The sequence below is a fragment of the Humibacter ginsenosidimutans genome, from assembly GCF_007859675.1.
Classification (GTDB): domain Bacteria; phylum Actinomycetota; class Actinomycetes; order Actinomycetales; family Microbacteriaceae; genus Humibacter; species Humibacter ginsenosidimutans.
On record NZ_CP042305.1, the window covers coordinates 3,793,251 to 3,814,245 of the forward strand.

Consider the following 20,995-nt stretch of genomic DNA (forward strand, 5'->3'; position numbering starts at 1 on the left):
CTACCCGTATGGCTACCCCGCAGGGCGCGGAGTTCGGCAACGATTGCATATGAAGAGGCAACGCAGCAAGGGAACAGGTTCCATATACCAGAATTCCAGAGGCCAATGGGTAGCAGTCGTGGAAGCGGGGTGGTCGGACCACGGGACTCGGCGACGGATCACCCTGAAGGCCACGACCAAGCCGGCGGTTCGGGCGCGACTCATCGAAGCGCAACGGAAGTTTCTACTCGATGGCTCGGCGCCGTCGTTGGCCCACATCACGCTCAAGCGGTGGGCCGACGAATGGCTCGCACGCCGACAGCTTGTCGTGCGGCCGGGCACGTTCGTGTCGGATCGCTCGGCGGTCGATCGGTGGATCGTCCCGACCATCGGGCATCTGCGGCTCGACACCCTGTCTCCCGCTGACGTGCGGAGGGTTGCCGCCGCTCAAGCGAGGAAGGGGCTCGCACTCGCCACGATGCAACGAACGCATGCCGTGCTCAGCAAACTCCTCGCCGATGCTGTCGCCGAAGGCCATCAAGTTCCTCAACGCTCACGGGAAGCGAGCAGCCCCGGAGCGGGCACTTCACCACGCCAAGCGCTCAGCGTGGACGACGCGATGAGAATTCTCGCGGTGTCGGCTGAGCGACCCGACGCGTCCCGCTGGGTGGCCGCGCTCATCGAGGGCCTGCGTCCGGCCGAAGCGCTCGGACTCACCTGGGACATGGTCGATCTCGATGCTGAGAGGATGACGCTTGCGTGGCAGCTCAAGGCGCTCCCCTATGTGGAGTTCCGGAACCCGGCGAGTGGTTTCCGTGTTCCGCGTGGGTTCGAGTCCCGTCAGCTGCGGGGTGCCTACCATCTTGTCCGTCCAAAAACGCGCGCTGGAAGCCGGGTGATTCCGCTGATCCCATCGCTCGCCACCTCTCTCAAGGCGTGGTCCCAGATTGCACCGCCGTCACCGCACGGGTTGGTGTGGCCCCGTGAGGACGGCGCACCGCGATCGCCGGAGTTTGATCGGCAGGAGTGGTACGAGCTTGCCGAGCGGGCACAGATCGTTGTCACTCTTCCGGATGGCCGTACCCGCCCGCCCTTGCTCTATGAGGCTCGCCACACCGCAGCCACTCTCTTGCTCGCAAACGGGAGCGACGAGACCACCATTCGTGCCGTGCTCGGCCACTCCACCGTGGTGAGTACACGGGCCTACCTCCATGCGGATCTGACACGGAGCAGAGCAGCGCTCGTGGCATCCGCCCAGATGGTCGGACTCGACGGCTAGTCTGAGAGCGCTCATTGGCTACCCCGATGGCTACCCTCACTGATTCTGGGCTCCGACTAGCCTTCGAATCGGTATCTCGGCAACCTCCTGTTAGGCATCACGTTGAAGACTCTTGAACAGACCGTTGCACAGCATCGAGACGAATGGGCAGAACGCTCCCGGGCTCAACAGCGCTTGGAGATTGAGAACAACGAAGCCGTCGCGAAACTCTACGGCCTTGAGGACGAGGTTCCTTCCGACGTCCCTCTCGAACGCATCTCGCTGACGAACAATTCAGCGTTCCGGTGGCCCAACAAGACTCCCGCTGAGCGCGATGCGCTGTTTGCGAAGTCCGTCATCGTGGACCTCATCTCCTACGCCGTGGGATGCATGTTCGGCCGCTACAGCCTCGACCTGCCCGGCCTGATCCTCGGCGACCAGGGCACGACCTTACAGGACTATTACGCGAAGATACCGAACCCGTCTTTTGCCCCGGACAAGGACAACGTCATTCCAATCGTCGACGGCGACTGGTTCGAAGACGACATCGTGGAGCGGTTACGCCTGTTCTTGCGTGTGGTCTTCGGCGAGCAGCACTTCGAGGAGAACCTGCGATTCGTCACCATGACCCTCGGGGTGAAGGGTCTGCGTGACTACTTCATCAAGACCACAGGGCGCGGATCGTCGTCGGAGTTCTACGACGACCATCTGCAGCGTTACAAGAAGCGCCCGATCTACTGGCTGTTCTCCAGTCCCAAGGGCTCTTTCAACGCACTGATCTACATGCACCGCTACAGCCCGTCGACCGTCTCAACGGTGCTCAACGAGTACTTGCGTGAGTTCCAGGCCAAGCTGCAGTCGAGCCTGACTCAGTCGGAGCGCTCGAACAACGCGCGAGAGGCCGATCGGCTTCGCAGCGTGTTGGTCGAGCTGAATGAATACGAGCACGACGTGCTCTTCCCGCTTGCGACCCAGCAGATCGCCATCGACCTCGACGACGGTGTTAAGGCCAACTACCCAAAGTTCGGTGCCGCCTTGAAGAAGGTTCCGGGACTGGAGGCGGGTGCAGGTGACTGACATGTGGTGGTTGACGCCGCTGCTTGCATTGCTGGGAGCGCTACTGGGCGCGTTTGTCAGTCCCTGGATCAGCGGGATTGTTGGAGAACGCCGCGCAGAACGAACACTTGTGCGTGATGCGCGAATCGCTCTGGAAAGGTGGAACGCGACGCGGACGGGGCCATCAAATGTCCAATATCCGGGCATGGACGCAACCTTGCTGGCTGAGGTATCGAATGACGCACATCGGAAGTTCTTCACGGAGCATTTCGCGGCTTCCTTGAATGCTCGAGCGGCGTTGGGTGCGGTTCGACAATTGGACGATCGCATAGCGAAGGTCGTCGATGTCGAAGACTGGCGAATCCCTGTCGAATCTCTTATTGACCTGCGTGAGGGGCTTGCCAAGGCTGAGATGCGTGCCATGGCTGGTCTTCGGTCCCGCGGCACGGCGCTTGGGTCCCAGTCATCAGCAAAGAGGAGCGATGAGTAGCGGTGAGGTCACCCTCTACGACGCGGGCGGGGGAACGCAGATGCAGATGCATGCGTCCGAGGGGACACTGTGGTCAACCCCCTCCGAGATGGCCGATTTGTGGGGCAACGCCTTGCAGCACATCGGTCAGATTATGCGTCGGATGCTTGATGACGATGCGACAGAGCGTTCAACTACAAAGCGTGACTTTGTAGTTCGACGGGAGGGCGCGGCCAACGCCCAAACACTGTGTGAACCGGAGCAACAGCTGGGGGATTCTGAATGAGCGAGGGAGTCGCGGGACACCTGCGGCAACGATTCGACAGGCAGCGAGTCGTCTTCTGGAGTGACCCTGACGGCGAATACAGCGATGCGCTCGACAGCCTCGCACTGACCGATGTCGCGATCGTCCGGGTCGAGAACAACGAGTACGGGGTCAAGAACCGCCTGCTTCATCAGGAGACAGACGCGAAGGTCCTCGTCTACCGGGTAGGTCCCACGCCCGACGGCACCGCCAACTGGCTGCTCGATCTCGAACTCGCATACGGGGTCTTCACCGCCGACCGCACGTCGCTCATCAAGAACGACCTCGGCCTCACGGCCGCCGGGATCGATGACATGCTCCGCGCTCACGAGAAGTTCTTCCGTGCCGCTAAGCGGACTCAGGCGCTCAAGGCGCTTCTCGAACTGGACGACACCCCGGACCGGCTACGTGCGAAAATGACGGCTGTGCTCCTCGGCCAGCAGCAGCACAGCCTGCTTGAACTGACCCGGGCGCTCCTGGTCGAAAACGCGGCACGAGGCACCGTCAAGCTCAAGGCGATTGTGGACCAGCAGCTCGACGAGTTTTATTGGGCTGGTGTCGCGCAGATATACGGGTACACGTCGACCGAGCCGACCATCGACGACTTCGTGCTGTGGATGTTCCAGCAGGCAATCAACGACTTCCGCAGTGACAGCCCGGGCGGCCTGCGGAACATCCAGCTTGACTTCAACAACTTGCGGTTCGATCGGCGCAGCGAAGACGCCCTTGCAGTCCTCGCCGGGCGCGTCGCAGCCGACACGAACTACGCCGACACAATCGAAAACACCGACTTCAGAGACCTTGTTGGAAACGATCTGTTCGAGGAGGCCGATCAGAGAATCATCAGTGATCTCGCCCGAGAAGTTGTAGCGCGAACCGTCACCGCCCGGGAAGTTGCCGAGGTCGTGCGCCGGCGAAGGAGCAGCATTTGGGTCGACGACTACCGGAAGCTGTACACCGCCATTGAGAGCGGATCCGAACTGCTGGGCGAGCTCTCTACGCTCGCGCTGACGATCTCCTCGTTCGATGACGGGCTGGACCGGTATCGGCGCCAGTGGTACCGGGTCGATCAGCTTTACCGCCAGTTCGTGTACGCGGCGCGGACCGCCGAGCATTCGAAGCCGCTGGAGGAGCTGCGGGACGAGGTCGAGAAGTTCTACACGAACAAGTTCCTGTTCGGGCTGGGCAACGCCTGGCAGCCTCACGTCGACACAGCTGACAAGTGGCAGTCGGCCGTGCTGCGCCCGCAAACCGCGTTCTACGCCGAGCACGTCGAGCCGATCTCCAAAGGTGGCCGGAACAAGGCTGTGGTGATCATCTCCGACGCCCTGCGCTACGAAGTCGCCGACGAACTCGGCACGCGCATCCGCCAAGAAGACCGCTTCGACGCCAAGCTCGACGCCATGCTGGGCGTACTCCCCAGCTACACGCAGCTCGGCATGGCTGCGCTCTTGCCTCACAGTACGATCGGCCATTCCGACGACGGCGATCCCGTGCTGGTCGACGGCAAGCGCACCGACGGCTCTGCGAACCGAACGAAGATTCTCCGCACCGTCGACGGCAAGGCAATCCAAGCCGAGGATGTGTTCGCGCTGTCTCGTGACGAGCTGCGCGACCTCTACAGCCAGCACCAAGTGCTGTACATCTACCACAACCGCATCGATGCGACCGGCGACAAAGCGGGCACCGAGCGGCAAGTGTTCGAAGCCGCAGAGGCGACTCTGCGAGAACTCGTCGATCTGGTGAAGCGGCTGACCAACGCCAATGCCACGAACATCCTTATCACCGCCGACCACGGCTTCCTCTTCCAGGACACGGCGCTTGCCGACGCCTTCTACCTTTCCACGCAGCCGCAGGGCGACGACATCGTCACCACGAACCGCCGCTATGTGCTGGGGCGCGGGATGAAGCAGGACAACGCGTTTCGCACCTTCGAGCCCGCGCAACTCGGGCTGGACAGCGACCTCGAAGTGCAGATTCCGAAGTCGATCCATCGGCTCCGACTCCCCGGCGCGGGGTCCCGCTTCGTGCACGGCGGGGCATCCCTCCAGGAGATCGTCGTGCCAGTGCTGACCATCAACAAGAAGCGTCGCAGCGACACTCGACTCGTTCACATCGAGGTGCTGCCCGACTCGGACAAGATCACCACGGGTCAACTCGTCGTGAAGCTGTTCCAGTCCGAGCCGGTCAGCGAGAAGGTGCAGCCGCGCACCGTTCGTGCGGGCCTGTACGTCGGCGAGACGCTGATCTCGAACCAGCCGGAGCTGACGTTCGACCAGGAGTCGGACGACAAGCGCGACCGCTACCAGAACGCCAACATGCTGTTGAGTCAGGACGCCAACGCATTCAACAACCGCGGCGTGGAGTTCCGCCTCGAGGAGCGCATCCCCAACACCAACCAGTGGCGCACCTACCAGAAGGCGCTCTACACGCTCCGGCGCTCGTTCGCCTCGGACTTCGACTTCTAAGGAGGGATCGATGAGTCTCGACAGCAGCAGCAGTACCGAGGAATCCACCGAGGCCGACGCGCCTCGCGTGCAATCCGACCTCGACCGCAAGATCAACCGGCTCTTCCCCGGCGTCGTGGTCCGCAAGGATCTAGTCAAGGCGGTCAAGGGCAACGCGATCGTGCCCACATACGTGCTGGAGTACCTGCTCGGCCAGTATGCAGCATCCGACGACGAGGCCACCATCCAGGCCGGCATCGACGCAGTGCGCAAGATCCTCGCCGATCACTACGTGCACCGGAATCAGTCCGAGCTGGTGAAGTCCACCATTCGGGAGCGGGGGCGTCACCGGGTCATCGACAGGGTCGCTGTCACACTCAACGAGAAGGATGACGTCTACCAGGCGGAGTTCGCGAACCTCGGAATCAAGGGTGTGCTCGTCGAACCCGTCACTATCAAGGCGCACCCGAAGCTCCTCACCGGGGGCGTGTGGTGCATCTGCGACATCGAGTACTTCCACAGTGACGATCCGCGCTTCGTCCCGTGGATCCTGGGCTCGATCAAGCCGATCCAGCTCTCCAACTTCGACTTCGAGGGCTACCTCGCCGCACGGCGCGAGTTCACCACCGACGAGTGGATCGACCTGCTCATCCAGTCGATCGGCTTCAACCCCGAGATGTTCGGCCGGCGCGCGAAGCTGATCCAGCTTGTGCGTCTCATCCCGTTCGTCGAGCGCAACTACAACCTTGTTGAGCTGGGGCCGAAAGGCACCGGAAAGTCGCACATCTTCTCGGAGTTCTCTCCGCACGGCATGCTCATCTCCGGCGGTGAGGTCACTGTCCCGAAGCTGTTCGTCAACAACTCGAACGGCCGCATCGGTCTGGTCGGCTATTGGGATGTCGTCGCCTTCGACGAGTTCGCAGGCAAGAAGAAGCGCGCGGACAAGGCGCTGGTCGACATCATGAAGAACTACATGGCGAACAAGTCCTTCTCCCGCGGCGTCGAGGCCCTCGGCGCCGAGGCATCCATGGTCTTCGTCGGCAACACCTCGCACACAGTGCCCTACATGCTCAAGCACTCCGACCTGTTCGACGAGCTGCCCGAGAGCTACCACGACTCGGCCTACCTCGACAGGCTGCACCACTACATCCCGGGGTGGGAGGTTGACACCATCCGCGGCGAGATGTTCTCCGACGGCTACGGATTCGTCGTCGACTACATCGCCGAGGTGCTGAGGTCGATGCGGAACTTGGACTTCTCCGACCGCTATACGGCGCATTTCAAGCTTGGAAGCGAGATCTCCACCCGCGACCGCGACGGCATCCACAAGACCTTCTCGGGCCTGATGAAGATCATCTATCCGCATGAAGAAGCGACCCGAGACGAGATTGAAGAGATTCTTCGATTTGCGATCGAGGGCCGCAAACGCGTCAAGGATCAGATCCTGCGCATCGACTCCACGATGTCGAACGTGAAGTTCAGATACTCGGACAACAGCGGAACATGGCACGACGTCACAACGCTCGAAGAAGACGAATATCCGGCCTACTACAACCAACGCGTTCCGCGTGAAGCGGATGACTCGAGCGCCGAGGCCGGCGATGCGGGCGGCCACAGGAACGATCGTGCTGGCGCATCTGCCTCGGAACCAGTGTCGACTACCGAAGCGGTGCCCAACGCGGTTGTTTTGTTGGAGGGACACCGTGACTTCCTGGAGAACCAGAGAGGCGTTTCCTACGACTCACTCCTGCTTCCATATCTACGGGGTGCGTCGGAACTGACGATCGTCGACCCCTACATACGGCTACCCCACCAAGGGCGCAACCTAGTCGACTTGCTCGCGTTGCTTGCATCCGCGAAGGACGCGGCTGACGAGGTCAGCGTCACGCTCGTAACCAAGGCCGAGACAGGACCGTATGAGCAAGCGCATCTTTTGATGCTCAATGACATCCAGGAGAGCGCTGCTGCCGCAGGGATCAACTTCACCGTCGCCTGGGACGAGACGATCCACGACCGCTCGATCCGCGCCGACAACGGCTGGACGATCCTCCTCGGGCGTGGGCTCGACATCTTCCAAAAGGGATCGGGTAGTCAGTTCGACCTTGCCGCGCGGCGGCAGGAGTTCCGCCAGCTCGTGGCGTTCGGCGTGACCTACATTCGCGGGGAGGCCAGCCGTTGAAGTTCGCGCGCGCAACCCATACGTGTAGCTCCGGCGTCTACCACTTGGGCTTCTTTGTTCGCCCCGAAGCCGAAAGGACGCACCGTGAAGGCCGTTGACACGAATCTGCTTGACCTGCTCAAGGTTACGAGCCAGTTCGAGGTGCCGATCTACCAGCGTGCCTACGCCTGGGGTGAGGCCGAGTGTAAGCAGTTGTGGAAGGACATTGTGCGCGCTGGTGAGAACAGCACCCTCGGTGCGCACTTCACCGGTTCCGTCGTCTATGTCGAAAAGGCGGCCGGTACGCAAACGAGCCAGTCGCCGAACCTCATCATTGACGGTCAGCAGCGTGTCACGACGGTGAGCCTCATTCTCGCCGCTCTGGCGGCACGTCTTGACGGCGAAGCCGGTGCGCAGCGTGAGCCGGTTGAAGGCTTCTCACCGGAAGAGATTCGCGAGTCGTATCTGCTGAACCGGTTCAAGACCGACGAGCGGCGCTACCGCCTGTTGCTCTCGCAGGGCGACCGGGAAGCTCTCTTCTCGGTGCTCGATGGAATGGATGCGCCTCGCGATTCAGCGAGCAAGGTGCTCGCGAACTTCGAGTACTTCCATGAGAAGTTGAACGACCCGAAGACTGATCTGGCCGTTGTCTGTCGGGGCCTCGACAAGCTCCAGGTGGTCGATGTGCATCTCCAACTTGGGGTCGATCATCCTCAGCTCGTTTTCGAGGCGATGAACTCGACCGGCAAGAAGCTCTCCCAGGCAGATTTGATCCGGAACTTCGTTCTCATGGATCTTCCGGCTTCGGATCAGTCCAGCCTCTGGACGAGCTACTGGCGACCGATGGAGTTGGACTTCGCAGGTTCGGGGCGTGATGGAGTCTTCGATGAGTTCGTCCGCCACTACCTGACGGTTGTCACTGGTCGCATTCCACGTGTAGATGACATCTACGACTCGTTCAAGGACTATGTCGCAGGTCGGCTGAAGCATGGCGAGGGTATCGACGCGGTCGTTCTTGAACTCCGCGAGTACTCGAAGCGCTATACCGCGATCGCACTCGGCGGAGAGCAGCATTCCGGACTCCACGAGGCGCTCGATGAACTCGCTCAGATCCGCGCCGATGTCGTGTACCCCTTCGTCCTAGAGGCGTACACAGACTACGAACTCGGAGTGATCACAGCAGAAGAACTACTCGAGATTGTTCGGCTTGTCATTTCGTATATTGTGCGCCGCGCCGTCACCGGTTATGCAACAAACTCACTGAACACGACTTTCCAGACTTTCGGACGCGCGATCCGCAAGGACCGTTACCTCGAGAGCATCAGGGCCCAGTTCCTCCGGCTGCAGGGCTATCGCGCCTTCCCGACCGACAGCGAGTTCGAGGAGAAGCTCAAGACCTTCGACGCGTACCACTTCAAGCGTCGTTCCTATTTTTTTCCGCTCGCTTGAGAACTTCGGACGAAAGGAGCCGGTGCCGACCGAGCAGTACACGATCGAACACATCCTTCCGCAGAACGAAGATCTCCGTCCCGAGTGGCGGGAAGATCTCGGACCCGACTGGGCCGAGATTCAGGCCAGGTACTTGCACACTCTCGGCAACCTCACGCTCACCGGGTACAACTCCGAATACTCTGATCGCGCATTCGTTGAGAAGCGAGACATGACCGGCGGTTTTCGAGAGAGCCCACTTCGTCTGAATCAGGGCATCGGCACACTTGAGGCTTGGAACGAGCCGACAATTCAGGCGCGCGCCGCTCGCTTGGCCGGCGAAGCACTCAAGATTTGGGCTCGGCCGGACGTTTCACCAGAGATACTTGCGATGTATCAGGCACCGCGTGCCGACTCCGAGCGAACCATCGAAGATCACCCGAATCTCCTACGCCCCGAGCGCAGGGCCCAGTTCGAGCGCCTCAGCGAGGAGGTGCTCGCATTCGACCCGGCAGTCGTGGTCGAGTTCCTCAAGGTCCGCGTGTCGTTCACCGCCGACACGACGTTCTTGGATGTCATACCGCAGGCCGCTCGACTTGTCCTCGTCTTGAATATCCCGATCGCCGCGCTCCGTGACGAACGCGGCGTCGCTCGCGATGTGAGCCAGATCGGCCACTGGGGAGTCGGCGAGACTCAAGTGCACTTCGAAGCCAACTCGGATTTCAACTACCTCCTTGGCCTCGTTCGACAGGCGTATGAGTACCAGCTCGGCGATGGTGACGAGTAGAGCGGACGCAGTCAAGGAGGGCCCGTCAGTGTCCCGCCGCTACCCCGGAGCCCGCCTGGTCAAGTCCGTCATCCGCGCCTCCACCTCGTCCGACCACCCGAGCACCGCGTACGAGGTCGGCCACATCAGCCCGTCGTTGAGGGCCGCGGATGCCTGGAATCAGAGCGTCGAGTAGCGCGTCTTGAACTTGCCGCGGTCTTGGAAGAAGATCGCGACCTTGCCGTTGCGGGCGTAGCCGGGGGATCCGTAGAACGTCTTCGGCGTCAGGTTCGGTGCGACGGTGCGCACGATCGCATGGATCTTCTCGGCGATGGCGCGATCGTCGTCCGCCATCTTCACGATGGCCTCGAGGGGGCCTGCTCGGGATCCTTGCCTTCGCGCGCGGCTTTCGCTTCCTTCACGTGCGCCTTCATCGCGGCACGCTCTTCGTCGTTGAACGACTTGCCGATCATCACGTCTCTCCTTCGGGGTGGTGATCCGAATGATCGAGCGGTGCTTCGACCCAGTCTGCCGTGGGCTCCGCTGTGGCGCGAGGAGAAGGTTCCTTACTCGACCCCCAACATCGCCATGATCCGCGGGAAGTCGCCGGCGATGGCCTGCCACAGAATCTCTTCGTCGGTGCCGTCGTAGTCGTGGGCGACGAAGTTGCGCACGGACCGGATGCCCCGCCAGTCCACGTCGGAATGCGCCGCTCGAAAGCTCTCGGGCAGGCGGTCTGCTGCCGCCGAGAGATCGATCACTAGTGAGCGGGCGATGCGGCGCTGATCGTCGTCGTCGCGATCGACGAACACCTCATGTCCCCTCGCCACGACGCGCCGCGCGCTGCGCGCAAAGCGAGCGAGATCGATGAGCACGGCAGCAGTGCGGTCGTCGGCCTTCATCAGATCGCGACCGCTTCGGCCAGGATGCGGTTCATGGTGGGGCCAGTCCCTCGATCAGACACGACGTCCACTCGCCGTCCGACCAACTCTTCGACGTCTGCCATGAAGCCGGCGAGATCGAACACGCTCGCATCGTCGGCGGGGTGCACCAGGAGGTCGATGTCTGACGCCGCCCGAGCATCCCCCCGTGCGACCGAGCCGAAGACGCGAACATCCGTTAGCTTGCGGGCCGCGGCCGACTCGAGGATGCTGTCGCGCTGCTCGCGGAGACTGCTCACGGTGGGCATCGTCAACGACAGCATCAGCCGTTCGCGGGTCTCTGGCGCCGGCGCTCGCCTCCCCGTCTCATAGGCGGCGATATTGGGTTGCGCCACTCCGGAGCGACGGCTCAGCTCCCGTTGGGAGATGCCGGCCGCGCGGCGCAGATCGCGAAGGGAAGGGGGCGTCGTCACACGACAACGATATCGCGCGATATCGACAGGAACCATGGCCACCGCGGGGCGCGACTCGCTGAGCGTCCCGAAGAAGGCGATCGTCCGTTCCCTGTTGAACTCGAGTTTCGCCACCGGGAGCCTGCTGCCCACCGCTAGTTCGCGCCCGTCGTTCTGCGCGACGAGTCGTCGCCCCTCGAACTGGGGCATGAGTTTGCGCCCCTCCGGTCTTCGTCTACTCGCGCGGCAGACCCCGGTGTCTCCCGGCACTCATACACTCGGAGACGGCTCCCTGTGACTGCGACTGGGTGAGCAGTGCGCGTGCCGTGGTGCTCGCGGCTTTGTGTATTGCCCGAAGGAGATCGACGTGGATCAGATCACCCTGCACGCCAAGGTCGGTGAGGCGCTGACCGTGATGGCTGAAGCGCTGGAGCCGTTCATCGCGAAGACGATTGCTGCGCGACTGGACACCTCCGAAGTGCAGTGGGTGGCCATCATTCAGAAGCTCGACCAAGACCGCGGGCGGGGTTTCGGTGCGTACTCGGTGAACGATCCCTCGCTGCAGCTCCGGGCGCTCACCGAGCGGCTCGGTCCCCTCGGCTTCCCGTTCGACAATGTGCTTCCGCGCGTCGGGAAGGCGTACGCGAGCGAGCTGCGCCAGGTGCGCAACCTTTGGGCGCACAACGAGCCGTTCACGCCCCAGTCGGCGTTTCGTGCGGTTGATACAGCATTCCAGCTCGTTGACCTCATCGGTGCCGCGGCCGAGGCCGAGAAGCTGGGTGCTCTCAAAGACGAAGTGCTGCCGGTACGCCCGCTGGACACACCCGCACAAGACGCGTCGGTGAGCAACGGGATGCCACAGCCTGGAGCTTCATCGAAGCCTGAATCCGTCTCAGCCCCTTCGGGCGCCCAGGTCGAAGTGTCAGAGGGCGCTTCGGACATTGGCGTTGAACCGGCCCACGAGGAATCTGCGCCGGCTCGACCAGCAGAATCCGCACGCATCGAGATCGCCGCGAAAGACTTCCTGAGCTACGCCATGGCGCACGCTCGCATCGGGGTGGTCGACGAGATTGTCATCGAGAACCTGGGAGGCGAGGCACGGGCCGCGACCGTCGAGGTCGACGTGGTGAGCGAGATCGGGTCCCTCGGCGGGCCGAAAGTGTTGATCGCGGACCTCGCCGACAGCGTCGAGCGGGAGCGCCGCACGACCACCCTGCACGATGTCGACCTCGTGCTCGACCCGGCGCGGATGCTCATGGTCGAGACACAGCAGCGCGGCCAGATCCGCGTGACCGCGCGTGATGCATCCGGAAAGGTGCTTGGAACGGCAGCGCACGAGGTCCGGATCCTGGCGCACAACCAGTGGATCGCTAATCCGGTGCAGCTCGGCCTTGAAATGCTGGCTGCGCACGTGCAGCCAAACGCGACTGTCGTCGAGGAGCTGGTGCGCGACGCGTCCGACCGGCTGAAGGCATCCACTGGCTCGAGTGCGCTCGACGCCTATCAGTCCGGTTCGCCGGAACGCGTCGATGCGATCGTTGCGGCGGTCTATGACGCGATGCGAGCACGAGACATTCGCTACGCCGAGCCGCCCGCCAGCTGGGGCACTGAAGGGCAGAAGGTCCGCACGCCCGAGGAGGTGCTCGTCGGCAGGCTGGGAACGTGCCTCGACACGACCGTGGTGCTTGCAGCGGCGCTCGAGCAAGTGGGCATCAACCCGACGCTGTGGGTAGCTGACGGCCATGCGTTCCTCGGATACTGGCGCACGGATGGGTCCCTCGGCGAGACAGCGACCACCACCGTCGATGACGCAGTGAATCGCGTTGAGCTCGGCCAGCTGGGTGTGCTGGAGACCACGATGGTGTGCGGGGGATCGGAGTCCGCGCCGTTCGAGACCGCCCGCCGCGCGCCGGTCCCGTCGTTCATCGAGCTCGGCGGCGATCGGCTGGTGGGTGTGGTGGACGTCCGTCAGGCGCGTGAATCCCACATCTTCCCCTTGCCCAGCCGCACCGTGGATGCCGACGGCAACGTCACAGTGACGACCTACGCAGCCGCGCAGCGCGCCGCCATTCAGCCATACCACTACACGGGTGTGACGCACGGATCCGCGACGACGTCGGTGCCGCCGCGCGTCACGCAGTGGAAGAACTCGCTGCTCGATCTCAGCCTGCGCAACAAGCTCATCAACTACACCGATCGATCGGGATACTCACTCGCGGTGCCGTCGAAAGCGATCGCGCACTTCGAGGATCAGATCAACGCTGCCGTGCCGATCACTCTGCTGCCCTCGGACCGCGTGCAGGAGATCGATCGGGCTCGGGGCATCCGCTTCGCCCGTGACCTGCACGAGGACGCTCGTGCTCAGCAGCTCGCGGAGAAGCGTGAGGCGCACATCGAGGTCACCGAAGCCTCGTACACGAGCAAGCTGCGGTACCTCGCCTACAAGGCGAAAACGATCGTCGAGGAGACCGGCGCCAACAACCTCTATCTTGCGTTCGGGATGCTGCACTGGCGAGCCGGTGATCGCGACGTGCGCTCGCCACTCGTGCTTGTGCCCGTCACGCTGAAAAACCCCAGCCGCAGTGCCTGGTACAAGCTCGCGATCGACGAGGCCGGGACATCCACGCCGAACTACTGCCTCGTCGAACGGCTGCGCACCGAGCACCACCTCGAGATTCCTGAGCTGATGAATCCCAGCGAGGATGCCTCCGGCATCGATCTCGCAGCGACCTTCAGCGCGGTGCGGGCCGCGATCGTCAGGGCCGGGCTGCCGTTCCGCGTGGAGGAGACGGTCGACCTCGCGATCCTTCAGTTCGCGAAGTTTCGGCTCTGGAAAGACCTCGACGACAACTGGGAGTCGCTGGCCAGCAATCCGCTCGTGAAGCACCTCATCGAGACCCCGACGCAACTATTCGCGGACCCGGTCTCTGAAGCTGCCGATCTCGACCTGGACGCGCTCGGATCCGAACTGCCCGTGCCCGCGGACTCGTCCCAGATCGAGGCGGTCGCCGCGGCAGTGGGTGGCAACACTTTTGTTCTCGAGGGACCTCCAGGCACCGGGAAGTCCCAGACCATCACCAACCTTCTCGCCCGGGCGCTCGCCACAGGAAAGCGTGTGCTGTTCGTGGCCGAGAAGCGGGCGGCACTCAACGTCGTGAAGCAGCGGCTGGAAGCCGCGGGGCTCGGTGCGTTCTCGCTCGACCTGCACGACAAAGGCGCGCGTCCGGCTGCGGTTCGCGCGCAGATCAAGACTGCGCTCGAGCTGCGTGCGGGGGCGGACACCGACAGCCTCACCGCGAATCGAGAGGTGGCATCTGCCAGCCGCCGGGCCCTCGCGCGTTACGCGGAACGGCTTCATGAGCCCAACTCCGTCGGCCACTCGCTCTACGGCGCACGCACGACCCTCCTCGCTGCGGATTCCTCGGTGCCGGAACTGGAGATCCCGTCTGTCTTCGTGGCGTCAGCCGGCGATGACGCTGTGCAGGAACTGCGGCGTGCTCTGCGTGAACTGCCGGCGACAGCCGATCTCGCCAGACCGAGCAGGCGGCATCCGTGGGGCTTCGTCGACGGAGGGTCCGACCTGACCGTCGAGCCGCGGGTGCTGTTGTCGTCAGCAGTCGCGTTCGACGCTGCACTCGAGCAGGCACTTGCGGCCGGACTCGACCTCGACGCACTGGAGCGCGCGACATCTGGCGACGGCTCCGGCCTCGCTGACTGGGTCACCTTGACCGGCGCTCCTCGGTTCGAGCTCACGGCACTCGACGCGATCGCGCCGCCCGCGTGGCAGGCGTTCCTTTCCGAGAAACTGACGGAACTCGACGTATTCGCTGTGGCGCCCACATGGGCGTCGACGGTGCGGCCGGAGGTGCTCGGGCGGGACGTCGCTGCCATTCATGCCGAGGCGATCTCCGCCGACGATTCCGGCTTCTTCGGCCGCAAGAAACGTCGTCGCGCCGTGCTGGAGCGAATCGCCGACCTCCTGCTCGTCGAGCAGAAAACGATCGATCTGAAGACCCTGTCGGCGTTGACGGGCGCGCTCGCCGAATCCCAGCGTGCCATCGCGGCTTACGTGGCGTCGGCGCAACAGGTGCCGTCCGTGGGTATTGCAGCCGCATTCAATCCGTATCTTCCAGGCGAGGCGGATGCCCTTCGCACCCGCCTCGGTTGGCTCGCCTGGTTGACGCGAGCGATCGGCATTCCCGCGCCAGCCGCCCAGCCGCAACCGAGCCAGATCGCCGCTCCTCCGGGCCAGGTGGCAGAGTCCGACCGGCCGCTGAAAACCGAGCACGTCGTCGACCTTCGCCGCTACTACACGGCGACCCAGTCCGGCGCTCTGGCGAAAGAGCTGCACGCATTGGCGGATGCCCGTTCGCGTCTTGCTCCCGTTCTGTACGGTGGGGAGGCGCTCGTCTGGTCAGCCGGTGTGCCGCTGCACATGTGGCGCGAGACGCGTACGGCGCGCTCACTCGGTGATGCCATGCAACTCACCCGTTGGCTGGACTTCGTGCACGCGCTCGAACCTTTGCGCGCCGCGGGACTCGGGCGAGCACGCGAGGCCCTTCTCTGGGGCGAAGTTCCCGCCGAGGATGCGGTGCTCGCGTTGGACAAGGGGATCGCGCAGGCATCCGTCGAGGAGCGCGGCGTGGCCAGCGGTCTTGCCGATTTCGATTCTCTTGCGCACCTCAAGACGATCGACCGGTTCACCGGGAGCTCTGCCGCAGTGCGTTCGGAGTTGCCCCGCGCCATCCCCGCGGAGGTGCTCGGTCATCGCACGTTCAACGCGGACGCGATCAACGGCCAGATCGGCCTGTTGCGTCGCCAGCTGGATCGCCAACGCGGCGGCATGAGCGTGCGCGCCCTACTGGACAACTTCGGAGATCTCATCACGCAACTCATGCCGTGCACGCTGATGAGCCCCGAATCGGTTGCGCGATTCTTTCCCGCTCGCCAGGATGTGTTCGATCTGGTCGTGTTCGACGAGGCATCGCAGATCAGAGTGGCGGATGCCATCGGCGCCATGGGGCGCGCCCGGTCCGTGGTCGTCGTCGGTGACAGCAAACAGATGCCACCGACCAGCTTCGCCGAAGCATCCGGCGGCGTCGATGACGACGACGAGGCACCGGACGCCGTGGTCGATGAGGAGTCGATCCTTTCCGAGTGTGCAAAGGCGGGAGTGCCGAGCAAGTGGCTGTCATGGCACTACCGCAGTCAGGACGAGTCGCTGATCCTGTTCAGCAACCAGCACTATTACGAGAGCCGGCTGTCGTCGTTCCCAGCGCCTCTGCACGAACGGGCGACCGCGACCCACGACGGACATGGGATATCGCTCGTCCGCGTCGATGGGGTTTTCGAGCGGTCGGGTCGCGGCAAGCTGCTGCGTACCAACCAGGTCGAGGCACGCGCGATCGTGGACGACGTGCGGCGCAGATTCGAGGCATCCGCCGACGTCACGCCCTCCGTCGGCATCATCACGTTCAACGCGCAGCAGCGCGATCTCATCGAGAATCTGCTGCGCGACAGCGGTGTGGAACGCATCGTGAGGGCGCTCGACGAGCCGGATGGCCTGTTCGTGAAGAACCTGGAGAACGTGCAGGGAGACGAGCGCGACTGCATCCTCTTCTCCGTTGCTTTCAGCGCGAACGAGAAGAGCGTCGTGCCCCTGAACTTCGGTCCTCTGTCGAGGGCGGGTGGCGAACGAAGGCTTAACGTCGCGATCACTCGCGCCCGTCGCCAGGTGGTGCTCTATTCGAGCTTCGATCCGAAGGAGTTGCGCACAGGCGAGACCGCTTCGATCGGGCTCAAGCACTTGCGTGCCTACCTTGAGCTCGCCCAACGCGGCGCCGATTCCGTCGCAGGCGACGGCGGGCGGCGGGCCGCCATCGATCGGCACCGTGACGAGATCGCCGATGAACTGCGGATGCGCGGTTTCGCCGTCGCGACGGACGTCGGCCTCTCCGAGTTCCGGGTCGACATCAGCATCGCGACGGCGGATGCCCCGAACCAGCCGCTCGTCGCCGTGCTGCTGGACGGGCCTGCCTGGCGTGCCCGCCGCACGGTCGCGGATCGAGACGGGTTGCCGCTCGACGTGCTGCAGGGAATCATGCGTTGGCCGGACGTGGAACGAGTCTGGCTCCCGGAGTGGCTGGCGGCACGCGAGACGGTGCTCGAAAACCTGGAACGCGCGGTAGAGCGCGCGCAACACGCGGGCACCGCCGCAGCCGCCGTACCAGCGCAACCCGCTGGCTTCGCGGTCGATCCGTGGCTCGCGCCGAATGGGGCGCGCAACGACGAAACCGATGGGGTCGAGGCGCTCGTGGCGGCTCCGTCGTTCTCGACGCTGTCCTCGCTAGGCCAAAACGGCGCGTCGGGCGGTTCCGCGCTCAGCGATACTTCAGCGCACGCCCTGGCGTCTGCGCATCCGATGGAATCGGCCGTGGCAAGCGGACCGGCGGATTACTACGCAGGCAACTCGCTGGTGATTGACTTCGACCCTTGGGCTCCCGGTTCTCTGGGCACGGTCGATGTTCTCGACGAGTTGCCGCGCGTGCACGCGAGTGCACGCGTTCAGCTCGCCATTCGGGATGCAGTCGCAGCCGAAGGTCCGGTGCATCCGGAACGGCTGGTGCGCATGGTTGCCGGAGCCTTCGGGTTGGGCAGGGTCAACGAAGCGAGGGCCAGGTCGATTCTGCGCTGCGTTCCCGCTGAGTTCCGGCCCCGTTCGGGAGAGGAATTCCTGTGGCCAGAGGAGACCGACCCCGACGTTTGGCACCTGGTTCGTCGAGTGCGCGCGGGCGAGCAGCGGTCGATCGATTATGTTTCGCTCGTAGAGATCGCCAACGCGATGCGCATCGCCGCCGACCTGAGCGGAGGCATGGACGACGCATCGCTCAAGCGCGAGGCTCTGGGACTCTTCGGAGGGCGGCGGATCACCGAGTCGATCGGTGCGCGCCTGGACGACGCGGTTCGCTTCGCGGTGAGCAGCGGACGCATTGAGCGGCTTGCGAACGGAGTGCTGGTTGGGGCACGGCGGAGTTGAGCGGGAGAAGAGGCTCTGCCCTTCCTGCTGATGCGGCCGAGTCCTCGACCCGCGTATCAGAGCTCGCCGAGCCAGTTCGTTTCACGCATGTACTGAGCGAGGCCTTCGATATCCGCGTAGATCGTGGCGAATCTGAAGCCGAACCTCTCCTCGAGTTCGTGGCGGATCTCCTTCCTGCCGCTGCTCAGGATGCGGTACGTGAAGACCGGCGCATTCTCTTTGGGAAGTCGACCCTCCCGGGGCCTTGAGAGCTTCAACGGAACGGAGATGTATTTGCGGAGCCGCTCCACGGTCCACCGTGACGGCTCGTCCGGAACAACCCGCCCTGTTTCAGCGGTGTCGAGCGGGATCCCATCCACGATGAATGCTGCGTTCTGGGCGGGTATCCGATTATGCAGGGCCGGCGGACGCCAGATCTTGCGTCCGAGTCCGGTTCCCCAGCCGACTGCACGGCGATGCTCGTCGGTATGGAGCTGATGCCAACGCGGCGTGTTCGTGTTCCACGAACTGTTGAGTTGCAGCGGCCGCCGGTTGTTCACGAAGGCGAACAGCCGGGCATCTTTGTCATCTGTTGCACCGCTGCCGGACACGGCGAACCAGGCCGCGATCAACGGATTGGCTGTCACGTCGAGCAGACGCGTCGGCGCGCCGACGTGCTGCAGCCGTGCGAAGAGTTGGAGCGCGGGGATGCCGTCGAGCCGCCAGTCGATGCGTGCCAGCCGAAGGAGCTTGCGTTCGGCCGCGATGAGTTGCTCTTCGGAAGGTGGGGATCCGAGTTCCGTCTCGAGCGAGCGATACAGAGAACTCTTCAGGCCCCAGGCCGCATCTGACTGCCCGCGCCAGACGAACGAGTTGCCTGGGTAGACGTTCGAAATGAACTTGATCTCGTCAAGCAACCCGTCCCAGCCGCTGATGGTCTTTTCCCACGGGCCGAAGAGCTCGCCGGCGTCGTACGTGGCCATCTCGCCATGCTCGCAAACACCCGACGAGTCCGCTATCCCGCGAAGGTGGGACCGCCGAGCCGCCGCACCGCATCGACCAAGAACTCCTTCGGGTCCGAGGTCAGCAGTACTCGTGCGATGGCGTCGAACGCGGCATCCGGGTCGATTCCGCGGTGTCGCACGGCGTATGCCGCCGCGACAGAGGGCGTACGGCTGCGAGCCTCATAGCAGTGGACGTAGACGACGCGACTCTCAGCGCGAAGGGTTGCGATGGCATCCGCGGTGTCCGCCAGCACGAACTCGGGGTCCGCGTTTCTGCCGGGCCGGTCGATGAGCCAGACGGCGTCGCGGTTCTCCGGCTGAACGAAGCCGGGCGTCTGGGCGCGGCCGGTGCGGCACAGCGACACGACGGCATCCACACCCTCGGGCAGGTGGTCGAGACCGTCGAGCGCGCCGAGCCACACCCCGTCATCGAATGGATGCCGCACCGGCGCATGCAGGGGAGTCGGGCTGAAACGGTCTGCCGAGGGCCAGCCGTCGTCATCCGGATGCCCGCCGCGCGCAGCGAGTGCGGCACGGCGAACGAGCTCGTCTCCGTTGATGCGGGGCCAGCCGTGCAGATGGCGGCGCAGCGACCAGGGGAGAGCGGATGCACCCCACTTCGCACCGGCGAGGGAGCCGGCGATGGCGGCGACGGTGTCCGTGTCGTGACCGCAGCGCACGGCGCGCTCGAGCGTGTCGAGCAGGCCCTCACCGCGCACGATCGCGGACCAGGCGGCCTGCAGTGCCGCGACGACCCAGCCGTTCGAGCCGGGGATGTCCCTTGGCGCGTTCGACTCCGCCACATCGAGCAGCTGGTGCCAGCGCGCACGCCGGGCCTCGGGCAGCACCTCGATGCCGCTGCGCACGTCGTACTCACCGGACAGGATCGCGTGACGGATGGCGAGGGACCAGATGACGCACGCGTCGCCGGCATCCTGCTCGTAGTGCGTGAGGTCGCTGAGTCGACGCGCGGCGACAGACAGCGCGCGCCGACTCTGAGGAGCGTCACCGCCGAGGAATCCGAGCGCGACCGGGCCAGTGCGCATCAGGGAGCCGTTGCCTCCCGACCTGCCCGTCGCCTCATGCACGGCACGTGCGGCGCGGAGGGAGTCGTGCTCGGTGGCGTCAGGGCTCAACGAGGTGAGAAGACGTCGGGTCTGGATACCGACGTCCTTTGCGGTCTTCGACCAGGCGCGCCACTCGCGCACGATGGCGCCGAGCACTTCTGCATCATCGAGGCGTTCGCCGCGCGCCAAGGCATCGAGGATCGGCACAGCCATGCTGGTGTCGTCCGTCCACTCGCCGAGTTCCCACCCGCGGCCAGGCTGCAGGAGGACTGGCTCGGTGTCCGGGATGGAAGGCCCGAACTCGTACGGCGCCCGAGTGCGTCACCTGCCGCTGAGGCGAGCACAGTGCCGAGAGCGCGGTCGAGCTGCTGGGTAGAGAGGTCGTGGTTCACTGTGTTGTCCCCGTGTCGTCAGTGGGCGGTCTGTCGGTGCTGTTCGGCGGTGCGGCTTTCGCCGCCGGCGTCGTTGTATCCCTCGAAGATGAAGACGTAACAGCCGCCGATCGGCTCGTCGTTGTGGCGGGCATAGGCGGCCATGCGCTTGGCGGATCCCGCCGAAGCCGTGGGGAGCGACGCCATCGAAGGGACGTCGCCGTCGGGAAGGATCGGAAGGCGGTAACGGTCGCCATCGAAGGGGCCGCCGAGAAACACGCTGGGCGCGAAACCGAATTCGCCGTCCTTGAAGCTGTTGGGGTGTGTCATGATCGCTCCT

General features: G+C 64.1%; 16 protein-coding genes. 10 read left to right on the forward strand and 6 right to left on the reverse strand.

The features are described 5' to 3' along the window. The first annotated feature begins 118 nt into the window (after nucleotides 1-118). From FPZ11_RS17400 to FPZ11_RS20005, 9 genes are all read left to right on the forward strand, one after another. Nucleotides 119-1,258, forward strand: coding sequence for a tyrosine-type recombinase/integrase (locus FPZ11_RS17400; RefSeq protein ID WP_168203896.1), 1,140 nt, complete (start codon nucleotides 119-121; stop codon nucleotides 1,256-1,258). Between the two features lie 102 nt (nucleotides 1,259-1,360). Further along, nucleotides 1,361-2,314: a BREX-1 system adenine-specific DNA-methyltransferase PglX gene (locus FPZ11_RS17405; RefSeq protein ID WP_146322297.1), complete on the forward strand. Its 954-nt coding sequence runs from the start codon at nucleotides 1,361-1,363 to the stop codon at nucleotides 2,312-2,314. Beyond that, on the forward strand, nucleotides 2,307-2,783 hold the full coding sequence (locus tag FPZ11_RS17410; RefSeq protein ID WP_146322298.1) for a hypothetical protein: 477 nt from the start codon (nucleotides 2,307-2,309) through the stop codon (nucleotides 2,781-2,783). Before FPZ11_RS17405 ends, FPZ11_RS17410 begins: the two co-directional genes overlap by 8 nt. Next, nucleotides 2,776-3,048 carry a virulence RhuM family protein gene (locus tag FPZ11_RS17415; protein WP_146322299.1) on the forward strand — a complete coding sequence of 91 codons (273 nt, stop codon included), beginning with the start codon at nucleotides 2,776-2,778 and terminating at the stop codon, nucleotides 3,046-3,048. The genes FPZ11_RS17410 and FPZ11_RS17415 overlap by 8 nt, the downstream gene beginning before the upstream one ends. Further along, nucleotides 3,045-5,534, forward strand: coding sequence for a BREX-1 system phosphatase PglZ type A (pglZ, locus tag FPZ11_RS17420; RefSeq protein ID WP_146322300.1), 2,490 nt, complete (start codon nucleotides 3,045-3,047; stop codon nucleotides 5,532-5,534). The genes FPZ11_RS17415 and pglZ overlap by 4 nt, the downstream gene beginning before the upstream one ends. A 10-nt stretch (nucleotides 5,535-5,544) precedes the next feature. Beyond that, a complete protein-coding gene (brxL, locus tag FPZ11_RS17425; protein ID WP_146322301.1) occupies nucleotides 5,545-7,692 on the forward strand; it encodes a BREX system Lon protease-like protein BrxL in 2,148 nt (715 codons plus the stop codon). Nucleotides 7,693-7,776: 84 nt separating this feature from the next. After that, on the forward strand, nucleotides 7,777-9,120 hold the full coding sequence (locus FPZ11_RS19550; protein WP_210415909.1) for a DUF262 domain-containing protein: 1,344 nt from the start codon (nucleotides 7,777-7,779) through the stop codon (nucleotides 9,118-9,120). Nucleotides 9,121-9,142: 22 nt separating this feature from the next. Beyond that, nucleotides 9,143-9,886, forward strand: a complete 744-nt coding sequence (locus FPZ11_RS19555) for a GmrSD restriction endonuclease domain-containing protein (protein ID WP_246846359.1) — start codon at nucleotides 9,143-9,145, stop codon at nucleotides 9,884-9,886. Between the two features lie 28 nt (nucleotides 9,887-9,914). Then, nucleotides 9,915-10,061 carry a hypothetical protein gene (locus tag FPZ11_RS20005; RefSeq protein WP_246846360.1) on the forward strand — a complete coding sequence of 49 codons (147 nt, stop codon included), beginning with the start codon at nucleotides 9,915-9,917 and terminating at the stop codon, nucleotides 10,059-10,061. On the opposite strand, the gene FPZ11_RS20010 is transcribed toward FPZ11_RS20005, so the two are convergent. The 3 genes from FPZ11_RS20010 to FPZ11_RS17445 form a co-directional block, all read right to left on the reverse strand. After that, nucleotides 10,046-10,225, reverse strand: a complete 180-nt coding sequence (locus FPZ11_RS20010) for a DUF1801 domain-containing protein (protein WP_246846362.1) — start codon at nucleotides 10,223-10,225, stop codon at nucleotides 10,046-10,048. The genes FPZ11_RS20005 and FPZ11_RS20010 overlap by 16 nt on opposite strands. 206 nt (nucleotides 10,226-10,431) lie before the next feature. Then, on the reverse strand, nucleotides 10,432-10,767 hold the full coding sequence (locus FPZ11_RS17440; RefSeq protein ID WP_146322302.1) for a HepT-like ribonuclease domain-containing protein: 336 nt from the start codon (nucleotides 10,765-10,767) through the stop codon (nucleotides 10,432-10,434). Then, nucleotides 10,767-11,333 carry a nucleotidyltransferase domain-containing protein gene (locus tag FPZ11_RS17445; RefSeq protein WP_246846364.1) on the reverse strand — a complete coding sequence of 189 codons (567 nt, stop codon included), beginning with the start codon at nucleotides 11,331-11,333 and terminating at the stop codon, nucleotides 10,767-10,769. The genes FPZ11_RS17440 and FPZ11_RS17445 overlap by 1 nt, the downstream gene beginning before the upstream one ends. A 232-nt stretch (nucleotides 11,334-11,565) precedes the next feature. On the opposite strand from FPZ11_RS17445, the gene proA reads away from it, so the two are divergent. Continuing rightward, complete coding sequence (gene proA / locus FPZ11_RS17450) at nucleotides 11,566-18,234, forward strand: anti-phage protein ProA (RefSeq protein WP_210415910.1); 6,669 nt, start codon at nucleotides 11,566-11,568, stop codon at nucleotides 18,232-18,234. 56 nt (nucleotides 18,235-18,290) lie between these two features. On the opposite strand, the gene FPZ11_RS17455 is transcribed toward proA, so the two are convergent. From FPZ11_RS17455 to FPZ11_RS17465, 3 genes are all read right to left on the reverse strand, one after another. Continuing rightward, a complete protein-coding gene (locus FPZ11_RS17455; protein ID WP_146322303.1) occupies nucleotides 18,291-19,196 on the reverse strand; it encodes an FRG domain-containing protein in 906 nt (301 codons plus the stop codon). Nucleotides 19,197-19,228: 32 nt separating this feature from the next. Beyond that, nucleotides 19,229-20,572, reverse strand: coding sequence for an ADP-ribosylglycohydrolase family protein (locus tag FPZ11_RS17460; protein WP_367889449.1), 1,344 nt, complete (start codon nucleotides 20,570-20,572; stop codon nucleotides 19,229-19,231). A gap of 122 nt (nucleotides 20,573-20,694) precedes the next feature. Next, nucleotides 20,695-20,985, reverse strand: a complete 291-nt coding sequence (locus FPZ11_RS17465) for a hypothetical protein (protein WP_146322305.1) — start codon at nucleotides 20,983-20,985, stop codon at nucleotides 20,695-20,697. Nucleotides 20,986-20,995: the final 10 nt, after the last annotated feature.